We start from the raw sequence: 20,956 nt of genomic DNA on the forward strand, positions 1-20,956 counted from the left end.
TTTTCCCCTCTTCACTCGTAGACGGCGTAGCCGTTGGTCGACGGCGCGCGCACGCCAGGGACGTTGCCTGGGTAGTGGTTGTCGCCGTTACCTGCGACTGAGCAGATCGCGTTCTGGACCCTGAACTTCTGCCCCGTCACGTTCCCGCCACCGGTGATCGAGCCGTAAACGATCTGGCTGAAGCCGTTGTAGAAGACCTCCATCCAGCCGCCGCCGTTGCCCATCGTGATCGGGCTCGGAATAGTGAGCGTGACGTTCGATAGGCTTGGCACCTGCACAATGCCGCCGTCGCCGCAGTAGCAATGCCACCCCTGCGTTGCCTGCGGGTTCGCACCCTGCGACGGTCCGCTCGCAATCATGTTGCCCGCATAGGTGACAACGGCAGCCTGAGTGACCGCGAGATGGTAGCCGCTACACACTCCCCAATCGATGTTCGTCAGGAGAACCGCAGTGCCAGCGCCTGCTACATTGGCCCCGCACATCGGATCGCTGGTGTACGTGCCGGAGGTCGATAGCCGAAAGCCGTCGAAGGTATGCGCGCGACCACAGTTTTGCGCAGCGATCGCAGACACTCCGTTGCCCGCGATGATGCAGTTGCCCGGCGCGCCGTGATTTCCGATCCAGTTCACCGACCCCGAGCCGGCCATCGCCGGCAGGCTGACGCCGGCATAGGTACCGTCCGCCACATGAACGTTGATGTTGAAGCCGTTTAGATTGAACCGCGTGATGTAGTTCGCGGCCTTCTGCAGCGTGGCCCAGGGTGCCCCACTGCTCCCATCGTTGGCATCAGAGCCTGTGTTGGCGACATAGAAGTCCCGGCTGGCCTGAAGATAGATCGGAGCCCCTGGCATCTTCTGCGACCAGACAAGTTGCGCCTTGCCGTTATAGATGCCGAATGCCTGGAACTGACCGCCGAGCAGATCGCCTTGCTGGAGCGGCGTTCCGTCTGGCCGCACTACGGGGATCACCCCGAGCCCGTTGACGTTGATGTCGGTGGGGCCAGTGTTCGGATTGGCGACGATCGCCTCGACGATCATGCCATTCTTGTACTCGATCGGTGCAGGGGAGAGCGCAACGACAACATGGTTGGCTGTTCCGCTGTCGAGCGCAAACTTCGGCTGGTTGCGCTGGATAAGCTGCTGGACCGACTTCAGCAGGATGAGATCGTCGGCGTTGTCCTGAGTGATGATATCGACGCCGCCGCCGCTCTTGCCGTTGCCGCGAGCGAGCGAGCGCAGGACCCCGAGCATCTGGTTGAACCACGCCGCGTCGAACTCGGTGCCGTCGTCCGCATCGAGCGAGCTGCAGTCCTTGAAGAACGTGTCGGTCGCGGTGAACGAGCGCGTTTCTGACGGACGAGCGGTCACGCCGCCGGCGCCCAGCGTGGGGCCGAAGAGATCAAGATCCATTGCTGTCTACCTCGAAGAAGAGCTGAATTTCGGCGTGAACGATGCGGGACAAGATGCACTTGAGCGGCGAGAGATCAGGCCCGCAGGTGAGGCGTCGGCCGGCGCGCATGCGACCGGCCAGAGATGGGAGGTATCGGCCACGCGGCTGATAGGCCGGGCTTGCCGCCAAGTAGACGATGATGCGGAGCTGAGCGAAGCCTACGGTCCGGCCTGCCCTCGCCCTTCCTGCCCGCGATTGACCGGCGCGAGAACCGCAGAAGCCAATCGTCTCGTTGCAGCTGATGGACCAACCGGATCTAGCTGCGATTGACTGGTAGTATTCGCAGCGCGTGCCCCCGATCGCCGCGACCTTCGTGCAGAGCTCTGGGAAGGGGTCGCACGCATCAGGAAGACCGTATTCGATCAACCACTCGTCGCGTGTCTCGTTGACGCTCTGACACCAGAACTCTTCACGCAAAGCGCAGAGCCGCTCGGTCGCATACTGAAGAACCACGGCGATCGAACGCCAGTATTGCCAGATGACGCTCGGCTTGGTCCTGACCGTCGAGAAGCCATCGTTGTCGAAGGCCTCCGGATCGAAGCCGATCTCCTGGCCCGGCATCGGCACGCCGTCGTTCGTCTGCCAGGCGCGTCCTCGCGGCAATAGAGCGAGGAGCGCGGACGTGGTTTCGTCCAGCGTGGGGCAGTGCATAATCCGACGCCTTTAGGTGAAGGTGACGCTTCCGAGCACAGCCATCTCGCCCGCCTGGAGCGCGACATCTGCGGTCGGCGAGACGATCCTGTGCCGCTGCTCGCCGGTGGCATTGGCGACCGCCTGCCATATCCACGACAACGAGAACGAGAACGGGCTCGCCAGATACGGCATGCTCCCGAACGCGCCGTCGCCGCCAGCGGGCCGAGACAGCCGGAAGAAGCAATCCTTGAGCTCTGCCAAGACGGCTTCCTGGACCTCCGAGGTGTTCGGCTGGAGGCCTGCGATCGTGACATTCACCACGATTGGATGTGGCGCGGCGACGGTGACACTCGCTCCAGCAGGCCGGAGCATCTCGATATAGTCCTGCACGCGTTGAACATCCGCCGCTTGCGGAATGCCGTTGGCATAGAGGTCGTACATGAGCGGGAAGACCCGCACCGTACCAGGCCCCCTCCACAGACGCTCAACGTAGACCGTGGGGCGATCGAGGAAGAACGAGACGCCCGAGACCTGACCGGCCCACATCACGTAGTCGGCGGCACTTCCACCATGGGGCGGATTTCGCTTCCGAAACAGGATGCGAGCGCGCCAGCTCTCCATATCCTCGACGTCGGTGCCGAGCGCGAGCCCATTGGCGTCGACCTGCCCAATCGGCTGCGTCGAGCTGGTGGTGCTGACGCCCGACACCATGTCGAGCGGCGTGTTCGGATCGCAGTTGCCGATCGCGCCGTCCGTCGCGGCGATGATGGGCACCGTCAGGGTCCCCGACGTGGTAAGCGCGCCTCCGGCCGTGACGAGATATTCCACACCGTCAGATCGCTGCAGGACTGCGTTCGTCTGGACGTTGATGTTGTCCGTGACGTTGATGATGAAGTTGCCCGAGGCGGGCGCCGCTGGCTTGCGCGGAATGTTGTACTCCTCGCCATGACGCCCGAGACTTTCGAGATCGGGGGCGCGATATGCGAAGATCTGCTTCTCTATGTAGGCCGCAAAGCCGAACAGGCCAAAGATGCCGCCGGCCATCACCTTTGCGGACACATAGACGTTGTTAGGCCAGACCCAGGCGTCCGATCCCTTCAGGTTGGCACGGAATGACTGCCGTGCCAGCTGCATCAGGTCCTTGAGGTTCGGAAGAGAGAACGACATGAAAGCCTTGCCCCAAAATGAGAAGGCCGCCCATGAAGGCGGCCTGAGGTTTCGTCAGAGAGGTTTTTGAGGGAACGGTAACGGCGGAGGTGACGTAATGGTCTGCCGCCAAATGTCCTCAAATCGATCGTCGTACACCTTACTGCCGTCACGGCCGTACATCTGGACAGCGAGATCGCAGCGATTGATCGCGAACTCGGCGATCGCCTGCACTTCGATCCGGACCACCGCCCGCTGAAACACCAGCGGCGCCAGCGCCTCGAGCGCGATTGCCTCAACCCACCTTCGGGTCTCTTCCGTCAGCGGCGCGCGCTCGAACACCCAAAGCAGCGAGCCCATCTCGGTCTCGCCCAGCTCCGCCAAGATGTCCTCGCCGTCGCCGAACCAGCCGCGGCGATCGCCGTCCTGCACCAGGTAGAGCAGCGGATGGTCGTCCGGAATGCGCTTATCGGTGAAGAACGAGATGATGACAGCGGTGTTGAGCGCGGCCTTAGACCGCAGGCCGCCTTGGTTTTGCGGCTCGTCGGGATCGGCGATCGCCCAATCGGCCTGCCCCAGCCACGGCTGCCAGGCGCTATCCCACAGCAGGATAGGTTGCTTGTCGCCGCCTTCGTTGATGCGAACGCGCAGGCTGCTCATACCGCATAGACCTTCGTTGCGCAGCCGCCGCCGCAGAGACCGATCAATGTCCCGCCCTCGTCGCCGAGGTCGACGCGTTCGCTCTTGAGCACGACATGCGGTGACGTGTGGGTGATCTTGCCGCTCTCCAGCTTGACCGAGCTGTCGTCGAAGGCGAGCGTCATCGAGTTGCCGTCGAACACTATCGAGACGGACGGTCCGTCATAGTCGCCCGCATCCTTCGCGTCGTAGCCCTTTCCGAGCTGCAGCACGATCTTCTTGTTGTGCGTGTACGCGAGCTGATCTTTGTCGCTCTGGATCAGGTTACCGTACTGATCAAACAGGCCGGACGATCCGGCCGGCCTGTTCTTTGGGCGATAGTCCTTGTGCCCACCGTCCAGATAGACAGTGCGGTCCGACCGTGCCCCCATTTGCAGCACCAGGCCGTCGGTGTCGTCGGGCGGCACGGAGAAATGGCCGAACTCCATCACGCGGTAGATCTTCTGCGGACGCTCGCCCTTCATGATCTTGAGATCGACCAGCTGCTGGGTGCCGCTGTCGTCCACCTTCACGATGCGAGCACGCCGCGTCGCCGATCGAATGCCGTCGTCGTGTTCGTATTCCATCAGCCCATGTTCCAATCTGCGCCCGAACCGTTACCCTTCCCTCCGCCGGCGCCCTCGCCGCCGTAGGCACGCGGATCGACAAGGTTGAGCGTGGCGATGCTGCCGCCGTCGTTCTGCACGTAGTCGACGCTCTCGATGAGCATGTCCTGCGAGATGTCGAGGAACTGGCTCTCGGTCCAGACCAAATTGCCGGGGGCCCAGAGCTGCCCCGTGTCATCGTGGAAGCCCTGCACCGAGATCGTGGCTTTCAGCGAGTTGCCGGCCGCGCGGTTCTTCCGGTTCTTGGCGCGCTTCTTCGCCCGATCTTTCGTGGTGTCCTCGTCCTGGACGATGATGATCGCGCGATGGCGTCTGATCGCGCTGTCCAACTCCTGCGCCTCGATCTCGAGGTTGTCGTCGCCGTGCCCGAATGGGCGCTGACCGCGAACGACGATCTTGGAATGCCGGTTCCGGGCGTTCTGCGAGCCACGGCCGCTGAGGATGTTCACTCCCTCGATCAGCGATCCGCTCTGGCGCTGCTGCCCAGCCTTGGTGATCTTGGCATTGCCCTCCGGCGTCCCCATGATCGTGAAGCCCTGCTGACGCGTCAGCTTCTCGACGCAGCGATAGCAGGTCTCGCCTGGCGTGATCTGATACTGCTCGATCTTTTCCAGCTGCTGATCCGTCTCCCATTTGGCGCCGTACTCGCTGGAGATCGCCTGCCCGATCTCCAACGGATCCTTGTTCCGGAAGTGGCCGGTATCGTGCTCGGCGCTGCCGTCCACCAGGTCGGCCGACTTCGATCGCCCGCTCACGCTGATCATCGCGTGAAAGGCCGAGAAGGCCGGCTCCTTCTCGTCGACAAAGCCGGTCAGCAGCAGGTCGCCGTTGGTGGAGATCGATACCTCCGTGCCGACCGCGAACACCTGATTGGTCGCAGAGCCTCCAAGCTCAGCGGCGACCTCGATCGAGAACGAGCGCGCAGCCGCATTGATGGCGGCGTGCACATGGAACTCCTCGAACGCGGTCCAGCGGCCGCCGCCGGCGGTGATGGTGATAAGCTCGGACCACATGCTCGCTATTTCCCAAGAGCCTCGAACGTCGTCGGCATGAACGACGGGTGTTGCACGAGATTGCGCGCGACCAGCTCGTCCGACCGGTTCGGGTCCCCGTAGAGCCGCCAAGCCCAATAGAGCGATGGCAGCACGAGGTTCGCCTCGACCGTCAGGACGGGAGCAAGATCGAGAACGGCGCGTGAGAGGTATTCGATCACGCTGTTCCGGAGCGCGGCGATCGCGTTGTAGAGGTCGATATCGCCGGCAGGGATGACCACCAGGATGGCTTCGATGTACTCGGCCACATTGGCACGAAGCGTGATGGCCGACGGCCTGTCGGTCAGCGTGAGCCTCGCGATCGCCTCGCAGTAGGCCGTCAGCGCGGTGAGAAGCAGCAGATGCTTACCAGCCACATCGTTTCGAGCAGCCGTGAGCCGCCCTGGCGTCGGATAGGGATTGACCACGACGCCGGAAGACGTCGGGACTGCGGCGCTCAACGTGCCGTCGCTCGCGATAGCTCCGAAAGCCGACACGGCGCTCGAGGCCGGCATGCCGCCGGCGATCGCGCGCCCAGCGGCAATGATCCGCGCCGGCAGCTCGCCGACGTGTATGAGGTCCTCAATGAGACCAGGAGCCGCGTCGAAGATGGCCTGGGTTTCAGTCCGCTGGCTCGCGCTCACGACCGGATCGAGCGGCTCGCTCGTTCGGATCGCCTCGACGGCCGCAATAGCGTCCTGCGCGCCGTTCGTCGCCGCCGCGACCACATAATCGGGCTGTCGCGTGACCTGGATGGACGAAACAAACGCTGCCGCGATACTCGCCGCAGCAGCGTCGGCCGCGACAAACACCAGGTTCGAGAGCATCGAGACAGAAGCAAGCGCCGAGGCGTAGCCCTCTCGAACGAAATGGAGCTCAAAGCCGATGTATCCGTGCTGATCCTTGGACCGCTCCCGAGCGAACTTCAGGCACCGCGTCAGAATCGGTCCGTGTGTCGGCAGCACCAGCGTGCCGGGCCCGCGCATCGCACAGGTGGCGATCAGGGACCCGGCGTCGGTGTCTGCGCTGTCCGAAGCAACGTAAGCCGTGACGCGGAACGCTCGTTTGTCCTCGCCCAGGTCTTCGAGATAGGGGTCATCCCGCATCGGAAATTGGTGGATGACGATCCTGCGACCGCCCTCCTCCTCATCCCGCTCCACCCAGAACGGCGTGCCCTTGTAGGACGCCTTCCAAAGCGTCTTGAGCCAATCGCGCGCCATTCCGTTCGCCTCTTACTTCGATGGTGGTGGTGATGGAGTCGTCGGAGCGGACGACGGCGCCGACGCATCGGGAGACGACCGGCCAAGCGAGCCAGGACCATTCCCATTGCTGCGCAGATTGCCGATCAGCTTCATGGCGTTCTCGAGCTTCGAGACCGTCACCTTGAGCAGCTCGCTTGCCTCGACCGCAATGCTGATTTTGGCCTCGCCAGCAACCTCTCCTTGCACCGACACGTCGACCTTCTGTGGTGCATTATCGAGGGGCTGGACCGGCGGCATCGCGCCCGCATCAGCTTCCTTAGGCCGAGAGCGCGGCAGCGGGATGCCTCCCGATCTCTCGGGCTGCATCTCCGACAAAGCCATGCCGCGTCTGTGCTCTCGGTCGATCTCTTGCATCCGCTCGATCTCCTCGTCGGTGAAGATTGGAGGCATGCTCTTCTGATTGGTGAAGGCGTACTTGCCCTGATCAAGCTGGAACTTCTTCAGCCTCCAGGCCGCCGTGTCCCGCTCGTTCAGCCCATATGCGGGCTGCAGCTTCTGTTCGGCCTCTTGCAGTCGCCTGCCGAGCTCCTCGCGATAGCTGAAATCAGACGGGTCCTCGGCCGCACGCTGTCGGGCACCATCGATGATCGCGCCGAGCGGCGTGTTCTTAGGCACCGATCCCGTCTCGATCGTCTTCGTGATGTTCGAGAAGGCGCTCGACGCCGCATTGAGGCTGTCGACCACCGGCCCGAGCTTGACGAACGCGGTGGCTGCGTCCTTTAGCTGAGTGACCATGCCATCCCAGGCCAGGAACGGATCCCGGGTCTGCAGCTGGTCCATGTCCTCCAGCTTCTTCGTTTGCCGATGTCGCGCCTTCTCGACGAGCGGTGCGTCCAGCAGGTTCGTCGCCACCAGGTCGGCCGCGTTGCGCGCGGAGAACCGCTTGGCGAGCCAGGCAACGACCGTGCCCTTGTCCTCCTCGCTCATCTCCTCGCTGAAGTGGACACCTGACTTTTCAAGCAGCGGACGGATGTGCTTCTGCGTCCATTCGAAGTTGTTGGCAATCCACCCCTCTTTGTCGACGAGGTTGCCATTCTTCATCAGACCGTCAGCTTCCAAGGCTCCCTTCGCTTGCTTCGTCATCCGCGCGCCGACCATTGCCGATAGGCCGGTCGACAGCTTGTTGCCGAAGCCGGTCGTGTGCGAAGCCAGGACCGGGAAGACGTTCTCCATGTAGTCTTTGGAGAGACCGTACTTCGAGCTGCTGGCCGCGGCCATATCCGAGCGGAACTGCTCACCGGTGTAGTCCGGGTTCGCAGCTTTGGCGCGTGCGAAGGCGTTCAAGCCCTCTGTGATCTGCCCTGCCGTGTTGGCCTTGCCCATGCCTTCGAGCGCGCGGACGATCTGCTCCATCTCGTGCTCGGTACCGCCTGAGAGCTTATTGGCGATCAGAGCACGCGCGTATGGCTCGGCGACCTCCTTAGATCGTTCCCAGCTGCCAAGACGCGAGGCATTCGAGCGCAGATAGTCGAGCACCTCAGTGCGAGACAGAGACGGGAATTTCGAGCTGATCGCGCTCGCGATGCTCATGCCCTCCCGCTGCTCGTCGTCGGTGAGGCCCATCATCTCGTATTTGGTGAAGGCTCGGCCGCGCTCGGCCGCGCTCTCTGCCGTCGCGTGCACGCCTCGTGCAGCCGCGTAGCCGACGCCGCCGGCGGCGCCCAGCCCGACGATGTGGGCCGCGGTGTGCTTCAGCCCATGGCGGACGCGGTGCATCTCCTTTTCACGGGAGGCAAACTTCTCCTGGACCTTGTGTGCCTCCTCGGTCGCGGTCTTGACCTCTCGCCAATGCGCAAGCGTTCGGCCGCGCCAGCGGTCGATCTCGCGCATGTAGTGCGCCGGATGCATCGGCCCGACGTCGCGGATAGACTTGTCGAGCGCCTTGAACTCCTTCTGCACCCCTCGCAGCTCGCGCTGTGTGAGCTTGAGCCGCTTGAGCTCTCCCTCGAAGAAGTCGCCGGACAGCTTTGGCGGCTTGATATCCGCCAAAGCCTTCGCGTCCTTCGCGACGCCCTTGAACTTCTTGGCGATGCTATCGAAGACGTTACCGGTCTTGTCCTGAGCCGAGATTACGGCTTTCGCTTCGATGATCTTCGCCATCACATACCTCCTCGCCGTACCGGCACTCGCCGCGGCCGCCCTTCGTAGCGAGCCGACCAGAACTCGATCTCGTCGATCGAGAGGTCGTTCGCCTCCCCGATGGTGAGGACACGCTCCCGAAAGACTAGGTTGTCGACTTGTCGGCCGAGATCGCCTTCCGGGCGGCCTGAAAAAAACCGTGCACGGCCTCCCGGAGCTTGAGCGCGTCGGCGAGGCCGAGCTGCTCGAGCAGAGCGGCATCCTGCGGCTCGACCAGCAGGCGCTCGATGTAGCCGTGCACCACCTCATCCTTGTCAGAGGTGAACATCAGCCCGTCGTCGCTTCGCGCATATGCAGACGGCTCGCCGAGCGCAGCGATGTCTCGGTACTTCGGCGGCCGCAGAACGACCTCTTTGATCTGGCCTCTTCCGCCCTCGATGGGTTCGAGGAGCGCAATCGTGACGTTCGGCATGGGCTGTCCCCTTGTCCTGCCTGGTTGCGATTAGAGATTGATCGTCTTGCAATCGTCGGCCGCGATCGAGAGGCCCTCGATCTCACCGGTCGACGTGTCCTCCTGCGGATCGCCGACCCAAAAGGCGCCGGACATGATGTGCTGCTGCCCGCCATCGGTCTCCGTGAACGTGACCTGCATGTCGGTCATCTGGAGTACCGTCTCGTCCCACACCAGCGGCTTCTGGTCGGTCGAGCGGACGAAGCGATCGAATGTGCACTCGGCCGTTCTCGCCTTCGGCTGGACGGTTCGATAGAGAGTGCCGTCCTGATTGACGCCCGACGCGTTGGTCTGGTTCGACTTGGCGATCTTGATGACGCCGCGAGCGGAATAGGTGACGCCGTTGATCACGATGGAGACACGGCCACCGGAAGTATGCATGTGAGAGACCTCTCGATTTGAAGGGAAGGCGCAGCAGCAGAAGGCGCGGCCGAAGCCGCGTCTTCATGCGTGTTAGGCCGGGAATTCCAGGAAGGTGGTCGCATTCATCGCGAACACGCGGAACTGGTTCACCACGTCGACCGGCACGTAGGCGTTCACCCGGTTCGGATCGGACGAGCGCTCCACGATGACTGCGGTTGCGAACGTGTCCGCATTGTCCACGAGCCCGGCCTTCGTCAGCTCGCTGTAGACGGCGATCACCGCGGCCTTGAGTATCCTCGCCGTGACGATGCCGGGGTTGCCCGAGGGATTGTCGTCCGCCAACGCGCAGCGCCCGTAGTTCTGAGTGATCCGCTGCCGCATGTAGCGAACGAAGTAGACCATCTGCAGACGGGTTTCGATGTCCAGCCAGGTGATGTCGGGCTGGTTGTACGAATTGGTCTGATAGGTCGTGACCACGCGGTCGAGCGCGACCGTCCCGTCCCGCTCCACCGTGAAGCCGGCGATGCCGTCCTGATACAGCGTGTTCCGCTGGGTAATGCTGAACCAGTTCGCCCGACTGAAGGGCGGAAGGATGCCGACGAGCGGCAAGGTCTGCACCGGCATCGAGATGCGGTAGGCTTGGTCCAGCTCTCCGCCGAGGTTTTTGTCCGACGCGATCGCCGAGCCGTAGGCGGATGCCCAGCGCCACGGCGGCGACGGGCTTTCGGCGACACCGAGGATCGAGCAGTTCGGATCGTTGAGCCCCGAGCCATAGGCGGCGAGGTTCGCGAACGTGTCGAACATCACCGTGAGATGGTGCCCATAGATCTGCTGGATCGGCGACCATCGGCCGGAGATGCCGTCGAGGAACGGGCGCACGGTGCCCAGCGACGTGGCGTCTGCATACGGCGACAGGATGTAATCGAACTCCTGATCGCCGAGCGAGGCAAGCGCCGCTCCAAGCGTCGGAACGCCGGTGCCCGGGGTCCCGCTCGCCACCGTCAGGTAGGAGTTGATCGAGCCCTCGTTGCCGAGCAGGTTCGTCCGCACGTCAAACTTGCCGAACAGCGTGCCGGTGTGCCGCGCAGTCAGCGTCACGACGTTGGTTGCGGCCGACGCAATCACTGGGAAGGCGAGCTTCCGGCCGAATTTGACATAGCCAGCGTTCACGACGGCCGCGATGTTCGCCGCGATGTTGGTCGTGGTGTCGGTTGCCGCGACGCCGACCTGGACGAGCTCGCCGCCAACATACAGGGCTAGCGTCCCGGACTGGCCCGCGATGCCGGCACCAACCGTCACGGTCCAGGTCTGCGCATTGCCGGCGGGGTCAGCCACCGGCAGCATCCAGATTTCACCGAACGGATTGTTCTGGCGCGCCCAGATCGCCATCTCGGTCAGCATCGAGCCGACGCCGGTCTGCGCCGTCGGATCGCCGCTCAGAATGATCGGCGTGTTTGCGACGGCGCTGCCGTCGGACGTCTTCTGCCCGACCAACAGCGTGCGGCTCGCGCTCTGATAGGGCGACTGGCCGGCGTTGATCTCCGCATAGAACAGAGGGACGCGCAGGTTGGCGGGGATGTTGTTGAAGCGGACAGACATTAGTGCACGGCTCCTGTTGCGATGGCGGGCGCGTTAAACAGAAGAGCCGCCTTGCGGCGGCTCTGACGGTTCGGACTGTGGCGGTGATGGCAACGGCGGATCAGTGATGATCAGGTCGCCAGTGATGATGAGGCGCTCGTAGTAATCGATGCGCGGCACCCAATCGCCTTCGGGCTCCATCGGCTTGAAGTTGCGGTCAGGCATGCGGACGCGGCCGCCCGGACGCGGTTTGACGTAGACGGTGTTCATCGTTGGCTTTCCCTTGAGAGATTACGGCGACGACGTGCCATTCAGCTGCAGATTGACCTGGAAGCTGTTGTCACTGGTCTGGGGCGATCCGCTGACCGAGGTGTAGTCGATGCCTTTGAGCGGGTCGACGGTGACAGGCGCGAGAGCGTTGGCGAGTGCGACAGCGACGGCATAAGCCGCGCTGCCTGGGGCGAGTGATTTCGCCACCGATCGCATTGGCTCCGGGAAGACATCGAAGCCGGTCGGCGGCGGCTTGTCGCTCGGATAGATCTCAAGCTGATCGTCGCTGATCTCGCAGTCCCAGGTCAGCACGCGCGCGGCGATCTTGACGCCGCTCTGGTCCATCACCTGGCGGTGACAGTTCCGCTTCCAGACCCTGATGATATTGCGCCAGAGGACCGACGCGGCATCGAGCCCGGAGGCGAGCTTCTGGGCGATTTGGAATTCGAGGAAGTCGAGCGAGGCCTCGTGCTCAGCGTCAGTGGCCGGATAGCCCGGGACGAAGGCCGTGCCGCCCTCCTCCATCGGCACGTCATAGCCCTGCACCATCGCGAACTCCAGCACGAGCTTGATCATCCGGCGAAACGGCGGGCCGCCGTTCTGCCGCGAGAGCGCGTCGCCATCGTCCTCGTCGGTGAGCACGATGATCGTGGGCAGCGCGTCGGCATGGTACGTCTCAGGCGAGAAGTCCTCGATCCGGCTGTCATAGACGCGGTTGCGCGCGATCGTGGGCCCGCTGTTGGTGTCGGCGCCCTGCAGCGCCGCGATCGTCGCAAGCCGCAGAGCGGTTCGAGCCAGCGTCATGTTCCGCGTTTCCGAGATGTCAGAGCGATGGTGGTCCGGCCGAAGCCGTCCGGCAGGATGCGGTCGATCGCGTAGACCGCGCCGTCGAGCTGACGCGTCAGCTTGTCGCCCTTGCGCGGCGTCCAAGCGAGATCAGCATCGGCGAAATTCGCAGATGGGAATGAGGTGGTCCAATTGTGGGCCACGTCGTCGGTAATGGCGCCGCGCGTCGACGGCGTCTTCGACGTGGAAGGCCCATCCCAGGTCCCGATGGCGTCGAACGCGGTGCGCGAGCCGTCCGGGAGCGGCCGTCCGTTGGGGTCGGCCTGAGCCATCATTGGCTCGATCGTGAAGGCCTCGCCGAAGGCCTTCTTCAATGAAGCGGCGAGCCGTGCGGCCCGAGCTGGATTGGAAGTAGCCATCGGCGAGGTCTCTTTGCGAGGTGAATTAGGGCGTGGTGCCCTGGTGCAGCGCGGCCGGCTGAGTGCAGATCGGCAGCGGGTAGGAATAGGCCTCGACGTCGGCCCACTGATCGCGGTCGCGATCGATGAGCATCTCCGAGTAAGTCTCCTGCCCCAGCGTGCCGAGATGCTCGAACTTCTCACCCGGCGACAGCGCCCAGCGGAAGATGCCCGTGCCGAGCGGGAAGAACTTCACGTTCTTCGAGCCGACACCGAGGCTCACGCCGTTCGCGTCGTCGGCATCGCTGCCCCGGTAGTTGATGAAGGTGATCTCGCCATAGCGGAAAGCGGACCACTCCTTGCCGTGGTCGTTGCGGAGATCCGCAGCGGCCGCCCAGTTGAGATAGGTCTTTTCGATCTCCGGGTGGCTGGTCAGGTTGTCCCAGAAGGTGTCACCGCAGATGCCGACGATCGAGGTCGGCTGTGCGACACCCTTCAGGTTGACCTGGATCGAGCGACGCACCTGGGTGCAGAGCTTGCGCACAGCGCCCGTTGCCGGCGAGGCATTCGACAGATCGAAGTTGATTGCCGCGGGAATGGTCTGTCCCATCTCCTGGCTCCAGTCGATGATCGTGCTGCCGGAGGCAGGGTCAACGACCTTCGCACCCGTTACCAGATTGAACAGGTGGAATTCCTTCGTGAGACCGAAGTTGCGCTTGATCTTGAACTGGCGACGGCCCACCTCGTCCTGCAGATCCTTGAGCGCGATCTCGTCGCCGAACCGGCGGATACCCATCAGCTCGCTCGCAGTGACACGCGAGCTGTCGGCGAAGCGGAGCGTCTGGTAGGAACGCGCGTTGCGCTTGTCGCCGCCGGTCTGATGCGGCGCCGCGCCGCGCGGCGAGAACGGCAGGATCACAGCGCCGGTCTTGCGGTCCTCGATCCAGATCACGTCGGTTCGCACCGGGTCCGGCTCGTACAGCCCCGGCATGTCCAGTAGGGTGTTCGGCAGGTAGTCCATGCGATCGATGGCAGCCGACAGCTGGATTGCGCTGAAGGCGTCCTGACGGAAAACGTTCATTGAAAGCATCTGAGGCTTTCCCTTTTCGAATTGCGCTTTCGGCGCAGATGGAAACGAAAACGGCGGCGCTGAATGCGCCGCCGCCAAAGGTCAGATCAGAGAGAGAGCGAGTTATCGGCAGATGATGCCGAGCCGACGCAGCTGCTCGATGCACGCCGCCTTCTGAGCCGCCGAGGGCGAGCCACCGAAGGTGAGATCGGACAGACGAACCTCGGAATGCCGCGCGGTCATGGTCGCCAGCTTCGTTGCGGTGCCATCCGTCACAGTCGGATACATCAGGATGCCGACCGGGTTCTGTGAGCCATCGACCGCCGCCGGATCCCAGGCCTTCACCTGGCGATCGGCGTTGCTCTCAACGCCGACCGTCACCGAGAACGCATCACCGGGCACGAAGTCGGTCGCGCCGTCGGCGATCGCGAACTTGATCTGGTTGGCGAACGCCGCCGCGCCGACGTTGTACTTGCCGATCGACACGCCCTTCGGATCGAGAACCTCGAAGGTGCCGGCGTTTGCAACCGCCGCGATGCAGAGCAGACGATAGATGCCGTCCTGCGCGGCCGCGAGGACGGGGGTGGTGGCGTCCAGCGTGAGAACGCCGTTGCCGGTGTTGCCGCTGTCGGCCGCGCCACTGGCCGTGGTCAAGGCGATCACGTCCGTGGCGCCGACGACCTGACCGGCGGCAATGTTCTGGTTGAGCGCGACCGTCACCTGATCGCGGGAGAAGTAGACGTCCTCCGACACCAGGTACGCGCCGGCGTGGAGGGTCTCGGTGAGAACGAGTGCAGTCATTGGAGAGAGCTCCGGTTGAGAGATGCGGTTCGCGAAGGCCTACGCAACCCGCCTTCGCAGGGGTGGAGACGCCGGCGCGTTACCGGGCGTTCTGTTTGTTCAGCTTGGCGGCGATGTCGCCCCAGCCGTAGTCGCCCTGCGCTCCAGCCTGAGCGGCCTTGCTCTCCTCAGTGAGGAAGAGGCCATGCGCCGCCTGCGGCGCGCCACCGGCGGCCGCCTTCGGCAGCACCGCCAGCGTCGTCTTCGCGACCTCGAGCGAGGTGTCGGTCTTGAGCGCGAGGTTGAGCGCGGCATCGCTGCGGCCCTTGGCTTCCTCGCAACCGATGATGCCGTTGATGCGCTCGCGCTCGGCGGCAGCGCCTTCCTTGCGGCCCTGCTCGAGGCCAGCCGCGTTCGCGGTGGCGGTGGCCTTGTCAAACTCGGCCTTGAACGCATTCGTGGTCTCCGCGCGCGCGGTGGTCACGGCAGCGTCGAGTTCGGGCTGGGTATAGATCTTGTCCATGGATGCCCTCTTGGGGTTGGAGTTGCGGACAGCGCCGCTCTTGGAGAGATCGGCGAGCACTGTCTCGAAGCTGCCGATTGCATCGACCAGGCCGGCGTCGACCGCCGCCTGACCGATATACGTGCGCGCCTCCGTCGCGCGCGCGGCCTTCTCGGTCATGCGACCTTTGCGGCCTTGCGCAACGCTGGAGACAAAAAGCGAATAGAAGTTGTCGACCTCAGCCTGGAGACCTGCCCGCACGTCCGCCGACAGCGGCTCATACGGGTTGCCGTCGACCTTGTGGGCCCCGGCATGGATCAGCGTCGGCTTGACGCCCTTCTGATGCAGCGCGTTCGAATAGTCCGCGTGCATCAGCACGACGCCAATGGAGCCGGCCACACCGCTCGGCGATGCGACGATCTCGGTGGCAGCGCTCGCGATCGCGTAGGCTGCGCTCGCGGCCATGCCGTTCACGACGGCGACGACAGGCTTGGACTTGCCGACCGCGCGCACGCGGTCCGCCATCTCGAATGCGCCGACGGCCTCGCCGCCTGGGCTGTCGATGTCGAGGACGATCGACCTCACCTCCGGGTCAGACGATGCCTGCGCCAGCTGGAAAGCCAGCCCTTCGTAGGAGGTCATGCCCGACCGCGCGCCGAGCCAGGCGCCGCGGTTCACGAGCGAGCCGAGCACCTGGATCATCGCCACGCCCTTATCGACGCGATAGACGCGACCGTTGCCGTCGGCGCCGATGTAGCTGCCGCTGAAGCGCGAGGCCTCCGGGGAGGTCGCGAGGTCCTTCAGCTCGGTGGCGTCGATACCGATGCGGCCTTCCAGGATGGAGGCGATCAGCGCCAGCTTGTCGGGCAGGATCATCAACGGCCGGTTGAGCACCCGGTCGGCGATGTGCATGAGAACATTCGTCATGGATTGGCCCTTCAGTAGCGATAGCGGCCCGGAGGGAGGCAAGTCCGCTGCGAGCCAGCGCGGATTGCGAACCGGCGTCGCGGATTGACGCCAGCTGTGCTGGCTGCGCATTCGGCCTGTGCCGCGTTCATCTCGTTGCGCAGCGTGTCGAGATCTGCGGCGTGAAACCGGACCTCCTGCTCGCCTTCCGGCCCTTTCGTCCGGATCAGCGTCTCTCCGCCGCCTGAAACGATTTGGAAGTAGGCGTCCCTGAGCGCGGCGTACCGCGCGCAGGGGTCATCCCAATTGACGGTCGCCATTACTCGTTGCCTCCTGCGGACTGGTTGTCGTCCCTGATCAGCTGATCGGCGAGCCGATCATCCTGCGCCGCCTGGGCGACGTTGCCCTCCGGAAGCCCGAGCTTCTGCCGAAGCTTCATCTCGCGCTCTCGCTGCTCGTAGACGTCTTCCCAGTCCTGACCGAGTTCGGCGCAAATTTGCTCGTCGGTCATGACGCCCATGTTCCGGTAGCCCTCGTGAGCCTTTTGGGTCTTGAGGTCATCGGCTTGCGGCTTCGGCGGTCCGCGCCATTCGGATTTCGTCGCTGCATCGGCCTTCGCGCGGAAGCCCTCGATGCCACCCGGGAACGGGATTTCACCCGCCTCGATCTGCTCATCCAGCCATGCGCAGTAGACGGCCTGGCAGAGGGGAGCGGCGATGTGCTTGCGGCGATAGAGCGTGGTCGGCCAAGTCTCGCTGGTCGCCATCCGGACGCTCGAATAGGTCGCGCCCGAATAGTCGCCGGTCAGTGTCTCATAGGTGGTGCCGACGCAGCGCGCGATCTCCCGCAGGAGCATCTTCGCGAACGCCTCATAGTTGTCGTTCGGCGAGTTGCTGGCGTTGAACTTGAGCTCTTCGCCCGGGAATAGGTGCGCGATCTTGCCGCCCCGCCCCAGGTCGATCTTTGTGCTCTCGTACCAGTCGCCCTTGGCGCTGAGCAGGCCTTCCAGCGAGCCGCCGCCGACGCCCTGCTCCTCGTCATCCTGCAGCGCCTGCAGCACGTCCTGCGTCGGCGCCTCGCTTTGCAGCGTGGCCGCGAAGATCGTCTGAATGAGCGCCGCCTGCAGCGTCAGATCCGACAGGTTGTCGTACTGACGGACGATCTTGAGCGCGGGAGCGAGCGGCGTGATGCCGCGGACCTGACCGGCGAGACCGTCAAAGACGTGGAGCACCTGCTTTCGACCGATGCCATCGCGTGCCGGGATCACCTCCGGGAACTCAGTGTCCCACTGATGCAGCCGCAGCATGATCTTGTAGGAGAGCGGGAAGCCCCAGGCCGTCATCCGCACACCCTGATAGGTGTCGATGTTGTTGCTGTCCTGCCGCAGCTTGTGCGCGGGCAGCAGCTTCAGCTTCACGCGGGTCTTGGCGAATGGATTGCGCGGACGCGGCAGCAGGGCGAGGACCTCGCCGTGGCTGAAGAAGCTATTGAGACCCGCCCGGGTCATCTGGCCGAGCGTCTGCTTTCCAGCGGCGTCAACCTCGATCGGGTTATTGGCATGAGCCTCGAACTTGCGCTCGACGTCGCGAGCCCACTTGTCGGCCTCGTCCTTCGTCCAACCGAGCGCGTCCGCGTCCGGCTTGGCAGCGAGCCGCAGGCCGTCGCCGATCATGTTGACGCACGCCTGCTCGATGCCGCCGGCGAGCCAGCCGGAATTGTGCAGGGTGTCGATCGCGCGCGCTGCAGCGCTCCAGTAGCCCGCGCGCACGTCCTCGCGCTGGTCCCGCAGCGCAGGCGTCCAGGAGTGGAAGAACGGCGAGTGCTGCTCGCGCATGTAGAACGAGCTGGGCTTGCCCACCCCGGCCGGAGGCAGAGCCCCCGGCACGAGGCGAGCATTGCTCCCGTCGCTGCCGATGCGATAGCGCGGCTTCGATTGAGCCTGCATTGGTGACGTTCCTATCGGTTGAGACGCGCCGCCAGATTGAAGAAGCGTCCTTTCTTGACGCTCGCCATCGCAGGCACTGGTGCCGCGGCGCCGGCCGGCTTCGTCAGTTGCTCATAGAGGTCGTTTCGTCGTGGAGCCGACGGGGGGACATCCGCCGGCTCCACTGGCTGCGCAGCAGGAGCGGGCGCAGGAGGAGGTGTCCTGCTGCCTCTGCCGCGCAGATGCTGAACGTTGAGCTGGAAGCCGGCGGCCGCAGCCATCGCTTCCGCGTCCAGGTAGTGGTTCTCGCGCGAGCGCACGATCCACTGATGCTTGTTGTCCTCTGTCGTGACGCGAACCTCGGCGATCAGCTGTCGGCAGTAGTTCTCGTCCACGTCGTTGTGCAGGTACCAAGCGCCCGGCTGTTCGACCGGCCACACCAGCTTTTCATGCACGAACGATTTCCAGTGGTCGGGATCGAGCCGCATCAGCTCCAGGCCGTACGGCGCAGCCTTGCCCTGGCTCGTCACCTCGATCTGCGCCTTGATGAGCGGACGCAGCAGCGGGCGCGAGGACCCCTTCGTCGGAAAGACGAAGCGGCGGTGCCGCCGACAGAACTCATAGACGCGGTTGACCGGCACGCCCTCTTTCTTGCCGGGCCGGAAGCCGCTGTCCAGGAAGGCGAGCTTGATCAGGTGCCCGTCGATCGGCGTGGCGAGGAAGTCGTCCAGATCGCTCCAGATCTCCGCCTCGGCCGTCTCGCCCAGCAGCTCGCCGTGCTTGATCAGCCAGGACGTCCCGCGATAGCCCCAGCCGCGCACCACATAGATGAGCCGCCGCTTGCCGACGTCGATGCCCGCGGTGAGATACCGAACCTCCGGAGGCACCGTCCCAGATCGATAGCCGAGCCGCGCGTTGTAGATCTCCTCCCACGGCGGCACGTCACCGCCGGCGTCGACGAACAGCTCGCCGAACTGAGAGTTGATCGCCGTCTGCACGCTGTCCGGCTTCAGCGACCGCTTGGCGCGAACATAGAACTCCGCGCGCTCGCCGAACGTCCGGAATGGCGAGGCCAAGCCGGACACCCAAAACGAGAGCGTAGAACTCTCCGGCGGCTCGCCGTGGACGAGGCCATTTTGATCGACACTCTGACCTGGAGCGACGTGCCGCCCTCCCGCGTTCATCTCGGCCTTGTGCCGCTCCTCGAGCACGCATCCGTTGCGCGGACAGCGGAGGAAGGTCTCTCGCCTCGCCTGCAGCGGCGTGGCGTTCTCAGGGATCTCCAGCAGCTTGAAGCGCGGGACGAACCATTCCTTGCAATGGACGCACTGCCAGCACCAGTGATGCCGTGTGCCCTCTTGCCAAAGCCGCCAGATCGGCGATTTGATATCGCTCACGGCATCCGGCTCGGTCTGTTTCCAGAACTCCAGGCCAGTCACCTCGTCCAGTTCGGTTTCAATCATGCCGACCGAGGGGGTTGAGACGATGCCAGTGACGAAATCGGCGTAGGTATCGCCGCGCGCCTCGACCAGGCCGAGCGGATCGCCCTGCCCTTTGATGTTCGCCAACATCTCGTCGTATTCGTCGACAAGCGCCATTGACGCGGGGTCGGACTTCAGCGCCGTGGACGAGCCAGAGTGCGCGAGGCGCAGCCGCGTCCCGTTCACACGCTTAAGCGACTGCTTCTGCTGCTTGCCGTTGATGCCGCCGACCATCTTCGAGGCCAGCGACTTCGATTGCTCGAATAGCTCCCGGATGCGCGGCTCGAACTGATCGCGGATGAAGTCCTTTGTCGGGCCAACGTACAGGATCGGCGCCGGGCGGTTGTCGAGGCGCTCGCCGATGATGTCGAGGAACGTCTCGGTCTTCGAGCTCTGCGCCGCCGTGACCAGCACCACGCGACGATACTTCGCGCTGCTGAAGGCGCGAGAGAATGGGATCGAATAGGGCGTCAGGTACGGATTGCGCTGGCCGGGCCAGCCGGTACCTGGGCCGTAGACGCGATTTGCCGCGCCCCACTCGTCAGGCGTCTGGATCTTCGGAACCCATATCGATTGACTTGCCGCTCTGAAGAAGCTGCCACGCTTCCTCAAATGCTCGGCGGCTTCGTTCGAGTGCGCCATTGACCTGCTTCTGGATTTCCGTGCGGAGTTCAAGATCACGCGTCGACGCCGCCGGCACACCGCTGAGTTCGCGGCAGAGCGTGCTCAGGATTTCGCCCTGCCACGTCAGCACGTCGTCGACCTTGACCAGCTCTCGCAGCTCGCGCGCTGTCTGCATTTCGATTTGAGCGGCGCGCGCGTCCTGCACGCGCGACGCTGAGGCGCTTTTCTGAGCCCGCCTGTTCTCGTCCTGCAGATATTTAATGTAGCCCTGCACCACATCGATGATGCGGTACCGGTTCTTACCGACCGACTTGATCCAGCCGTCTCGCTTGAGCCGATTGAACCATTGCGGCGTGATCATCAGCAGCTTGCTACCGGTGTCGCTGTTGCACTCTCCCGCGCCGGGCTTCTGCTCCTCCGCAGCCATCCAAAATCTCCTTCTACAGATCGTGTTTCGCTAGGCGGAACGCGTGGCACTGATTTGCCCAGATCCATCCAAAAATTCGGATTTCCCGGGCAAAATCATAGGTTTCGCCCGGGGTTTTCTCCCCCCTTGCGGCGCGTTACGCCATGCTACATTCTGTAGAAGCGTTGGACCGCAGGGATGCGAGCAGAGAACGCCACCGATCGAAGCCCCCGCGCAAAGATCGACAATGGATTTCCGAAACACGGAAACGCGCTGTTTGACATTCGGATCAGTAAGAGAACGGGGCGCGACGCGCCTACTGGCTTTCTGCCGCCCGCGCTCCTGCTTCGCATCGAGCCACCCGCTCTAGACGCACCGTCGCGATGACGACGTGTCGCAACAGTCTAAGTCGAAGCGCGCCCCCGACACCCCGCAGCGCTCATTCCCGCTGCGC

General features: G+C 64.0%; 21 protein-coding genes. All 21 read right to left on the reverse strand.

Annotation, left to right across the window (positions count from 1 at the left end; all coding sequences use genetic code 11):
• Window positions 1–11 precede the first annotated feature (11 nt).
• The 21 genes from QX071_RS27615 to QX071_RS27715 all read right to left on the reverse strand — a co-directional run bounded on the left by QX071_RS27615 (window position 12) and on the right by QX071_RS27715 (window position 20,523).
• A complete protein-coding gene (locus tag QX071_RS27615) occupies window positions 12–1,409 on the reverse strand; it encodes a hypothetical protein (RefSeq protein ID WP_316172153.1) in 1,398 nt (465 codons plus the stop codon).
• Window positions 1,399–2,100 carry a hypothetical protein gene (locus QX071_RS27620; protein WP_316172152.1) on the reverse strand — a complete coding sequence of 234 codons (702 nt, stop codon included), beginning with the start codon at window positions 2,098–2,100 and terminating at the stop codon, window positions 1,399–1,401. Before QX071_RS27620 ends, QX071_RS27615 begins: the two co-directional genes overlap by 11 nt.
• A gap of 12 nt (window positions 2,101–2,112) precedes the next feature.
• Window positions 2,113–3,249 carry a baseplate J/gp47 family protein gene (locus QX071_RS27625; RefSeq protein ID WP_316172151.1) on the reverse strand — a complete coding sequence of 379 codons (1,137 nt, stop codon included), beginning with the start codon at window positions 3,247–3,249 and terminating at the stop codon, window positions 2,113–2,115.
• 54 nt (window positions 3,250–3,303) lie between these two features.
• A complete protein-coding gene (locus QX071_RS27630) occupies window positions 3,304–3,888 on the reverse strand; it encodes a phage GP46 family protein (protein ID WP_316172150.1) in 585 nt (194 codons plus the stop codon).
• Window positions 3,885–4,493, reverse strand: coding sequence for a phage baseplate assembly protein (locus QX071_RS27635; RefSeq protein WP_316172149.1), 609 nt, complete (start codon window positions 4,491–4,493; stop codon window positions 3,885–3,887). The genes QX071_RS27630 and QX071_RS27635 overlap by 4 nt, the downstream gene beginning before the upstream one ends.
• Window positions 4,493–5,545, reverse strand: coding sequence for a phage baseplate assembly protein (locus tag QX071_RS27640; protein WP_316172148.1), 1,053 nt, complete (start codon window positions 5,543–5,545; stop codon window positions 4,493–4,495). The genes QX071_RS27635 and QX071_RS27640 overlap by 1 nt, the downstream gene beginning before the upstream one ends.
• Before the next feature lie 5 nt (window positions 5,546–5,550).
• Window positions 5,551–6,783: a DNA circularization N-terminal domain-containing protein gene (locus QX071_RS27645; RefSeq protein WP_316172147.1), complete on the reverse strand. Its 1,233-nt coding sequence runs from the start codon at window positions 6,781–6,783 to the stop codon at window positions 5,551–5,553.
• A 12-nt stretch (window positions 6,784–6,795) separates the two neighbouring features.
• Complete coding sequence (locus QX071_RS27650; RefSeq protein ID WP_316172146.1) at window positions 6,796–8,925, reverse strand: hypothetical protein; 2,130 nt, start codon at window positions 8,923–8,925, stop codon at window positions 6,796–6,798.
• 124 nt (window positions 8,926–9,049) lie between these two features.
• On the reverse strand, window positions 9,050–9,376 hold the full coding sequence (locus QX071_RS27655) for a hypothetical protein (RefSeq protein ID WP_316172145.1): 327 nt from the start codon (window positions 9,374–9,376) through the stop codon (window positions 9,050–9,052).
• A 30-nt stretch (window positions 9,377–9,406) separates the two neighbouring features.
• Window positions 9,407–9,796, reverse strand: a complete 390-nt coding sequence (locus QX071_RS27660; RefSeq protein ID WP_316172144.1) for a phage tail tube protein — start codon at window positions 9,794–9,796, stop codon at window positions 9,407–9,409.
• 72 nt (window positions 9,797–9,868) lie between these two features.
• Window positions 9,869–11,377, reverse strand: a complete 1,509-nt coding sequence (locus tag QX071_RS27665) for a phage tail sheath C-terminal domain-containing protein (protein WP_316172143.1) — start codon at window positions 11,375–11,377, stop codon at window positions 9,869–9,871.
• Window positions 11,378–11,410: 33 nt separating this feature from the next.
• Window positions 11,411–11,626 carry a DUF2635 domain-containing protein gene (locus tag QX071_RS27670; protein WP_316172142.1) on the reverse strand — a complete coding sequence of 72 codons (216 nt, stop codon included), beginning with the start codon at window positions 11,624–11,626 and terminating at the stop codon, window positions 11,411–11,413.
• 21 nt (window positions 11,627–11,647) lie between these two features.
• A complete protein-coding gene (locus QX071_RS27675; RefSeq protein WP_316172141.1) occupies window positions 11,648–12,430 on the reverse strand; it encodes a hypothetical protein in 783 nt (260 codons plus the stop codon).
• On the reverse strand, window positions 12,427–12,831 hold the full coding sequence (locus QX071_RS27680; RefSeq protein WP_316172140.1) for a hypothetical protein: 405 nt from the start codon (window positions 12,829–12,831) through the stop codon (window positions 12,427–12,429). Before QX071_RS27680 ends, QX071_RS27675 begins: the two co-directional genes overlap by 4 nt.
• A gap of 25 nt (window positions 12,832–12,856) precedes the next feature.
• On the reverse strand, window positions 12,857–13,891 hold the full coding sequence (locus QX071_RS27685; protein WP_316172139.1) for a major capsid protein: 1,035 nt from the start codon (window positions 13,889–13,891) through the stop codon (window positions 12,857–12,859).
• Window positions 13,892–14,002: 111 nt separating this feature from the next.
• Window positions 14,003–14,680, reverse strand: a complete 678-nt coding sequence (locus QX071_RS27690; RefSeq protein WP_316172138.1) for a head decoration protein — start codon at window positions 14,678–14,680, stop codon at window positions 14,003–14,005.
• Between the two features lie 79 nt (window positions 14,681–14,759).
• Window positions 14,760–16,088: a S49 family peptidase gene (locus tag QX071_RS27695; RefSeq protein ID WP_316172137.1), complete on the reverse strand. Its 1,329-nt coding sequence runs from the start codon at window positions 16,086–16,088 to the stop codon at window positions 14,760–14,762.
• 11 nt (window positions 16,089–16,099) lie between these two features.
• A complete protein-coding gene (locus QX071_RS27700; RefSeq protein WP_316172136.1) occupies window positions 16,100–16,387 on the reverse strand; it encodes a hypothetical protein in 288 nt (95 codons plus the stop codon).
• Window positions 16,387–18,012, reverse strand: coding sequence for a phage portal protein (locus tag QX071_RS27705; protein ID WP_316172135.1), 1,626 nt, complete (start codon window positions 18,010–18,012; stop codon window positions 16,387–16,389). Before QX071_RS27705 ends, QX071_RS27700 begins: the two co-directional genes overlap by 1 nt.
• 11 nt (window positions 18,013–18,023) lie before the next feature.
• Window positions 18,024–20,114, reverse strand: coding sequence for a terminase gpA endonuclease subunit (locus tag QX071_RS27710; RefSeq protein WP_316172134.1), 2,091 nt, complete (start codon window positions 20,112–20,114; stop codon window positions 18,024–18,026).
• A complete protein-coding gene (locus QX071_RS27715; protein WP_315705046.1) occupies window positions 20,014–20,523 on the reverse strand; it encodes a hypothetical protein in 510 nt (169 codons plus the stop codon). The genes QX071_RS27710 and QX071_RS27715 overlap by 101 nt, the downstream gene beginning before the upstream one ends.
• Between the last annotated feature and the right edge of the window lie 433 nt (window positions 20,524–20,956).

This window comes from Bradyrhizobium sp. SZCCHNS1022, from assembly GCF_032484835.1.
In the GTDB taxonomy this organism is placed as follows: domain Bacteria; phylum Pseudomonadota; class Alphaproteobacteria; order Rhizobiales; family Xanthobacteraceae; genus Bradyrhizobium.

Bases quoted from the DNA above. Each gene is read 5' to 3' on its own strand.
- QX071_RS27615 (WP_316172153.1), bottom strand. From the start codon at position 1,409: ATGGATCTTGATCTCTTCGGCCCCACGCTGGGCGCCGGCGGCGTGACC.
- QX071_RS27620 (WP_316172152.1), bottom strand. From the start codon at position 2,100: ATGCACTGCCCCACGCTGGACGAAACCACGTCCGCGCTCCTCGCTCTA.
- QX071_RS27625 (WP_316172151.1), bottom strand. From the start codon at position 3,249: ATGTCGTTCTCTCTTCCGAACCTCAAGGACCTGATGCAGCTGGCACGG.
- QX071_RS27630 (WP_316172150.1), bottom strand. From the start codon at position 3,888: ATGAGCAGCCTGCGCGTTCGCATCAACGAAGGCGGCGACAAGCAACCT.
- QX071_RS27635 (WP_316172149.1), bottom strand. From the start codon at position 4,493: ATGGAATACGAACACGACGACGGCATTCGATCGGCGACGCGGCGTGCT.
- QX071_RS27640 (WP_316172148.1), bottom strand. From the start codon at position 5,545: ATGTGGTCCGAGCTTATCACCATCACCGCCGGCGGCGGCCGCTGGACC.
- QX071_RS27645 (WP_316172147.1), bottom strand. From the start codon at position 6,783: ATGGCGCGCGATTGGCTCAAGACGCTTTGGAAGGCGTCCTACAAGGGC.
- QX071_RS27650 (WP_316172146.1), bottom strand. From the start codon at position 8,925: ATGGCGAAGATCATCGAAGCGAAAGCCGTAATCTCGGCTCAGGACAAG.
- QX071_RS27655 (WP_316172145.1), bottom strand. From the start codon at position 9,376: ATGCCGAACGTCACGATTGCGCTCCTCGAACCCATCGAGGGCGGAAGA.
- QX071_RS27660 (WP_316172144.1), bottom strand. From the start codon at position 9,796: ATGCATACTTCCGGTGGCCGTGTCTCCATCGTGATCAACGGCGTCACC.
- QX071_RS27665 (WP_316172143.1), bottom strand. From the start codon at position 11,377: ATGTCTGTCCGCTTCAACAACATCCCCGCCAACCTGCGCGTCCCTCTG.
- QX071_RS27670 (WP_316172142.1), bottom strand. From the start codon at position 11,626: ATGAACACCGTCTACGTCAAACCGCGTCCGGGCGGCCGCGTCCGCATG.
- QX071_RS27675 (WP_316172141.1), bottom strand. From the start codon at position 12,430: ATGACGCTGGCTCGAACCGCTCTGCGGCTTGCGACGATCGCGGCGCTG.
- QX071_RS27680 (WP_316172140.1), bottom strand. From the start codon at position 12,831: ATGGCTACTTCCAATCCAGCTCGGGCCGCACGGCTCGCCGCTTCATTG.
- QX071_RS27685 (WP_316172139.1), bottom strand. From the start codon at position 13,891: ATGAACGTTTTCCGTCAGGACGCCTTCAGCGCAATCCAGCTGTCGGCT.
- QX071_RS27690 (WP_316172138.1), bottom strand. From the start codon at position 14,680: ATGACTGCACTCGTTCTCACCGAGACCCTCCACGCCGGCGCGTACCTG.
- QX071_RS27695 (WP_316172137.1), bottom strand. From the start codon at position 16,088: ATGACGAATGTTCTCATGCACATCGCCGACCGGGTGCTCAACCGGCCG.
- QX071_RS27700 (WP_316172136.1), bottom strand. From the start codon at position 16,387: ATGGCGACCGTCAATTGGGATGACCCCTGCGCGCGGTACGCCGCGCTC.
- QX071_RS27705 (WP_316172135.1), bottom strand. From the start codon at position 18,012: ATGCAGGCTCAATCGAAGCCGCGCTATCGCATCGGCAGCGACGGGAGC.
- QX071_RS27710 (WP_316172134.1), bottom strand. From the start codon at position 20,114: ATGGCGCACTCGAACGAAGCCGCCGAGCATTTGAGGAAGCGTGGCAGC.
- QX071_RS27715 (WP_315705046.1), bottom strand. From the start codon at position 20,523: ATGGCTGCGGAGGAGCAGAAGCCCGGCGCGGGAGAGTGCAACAGCGAC.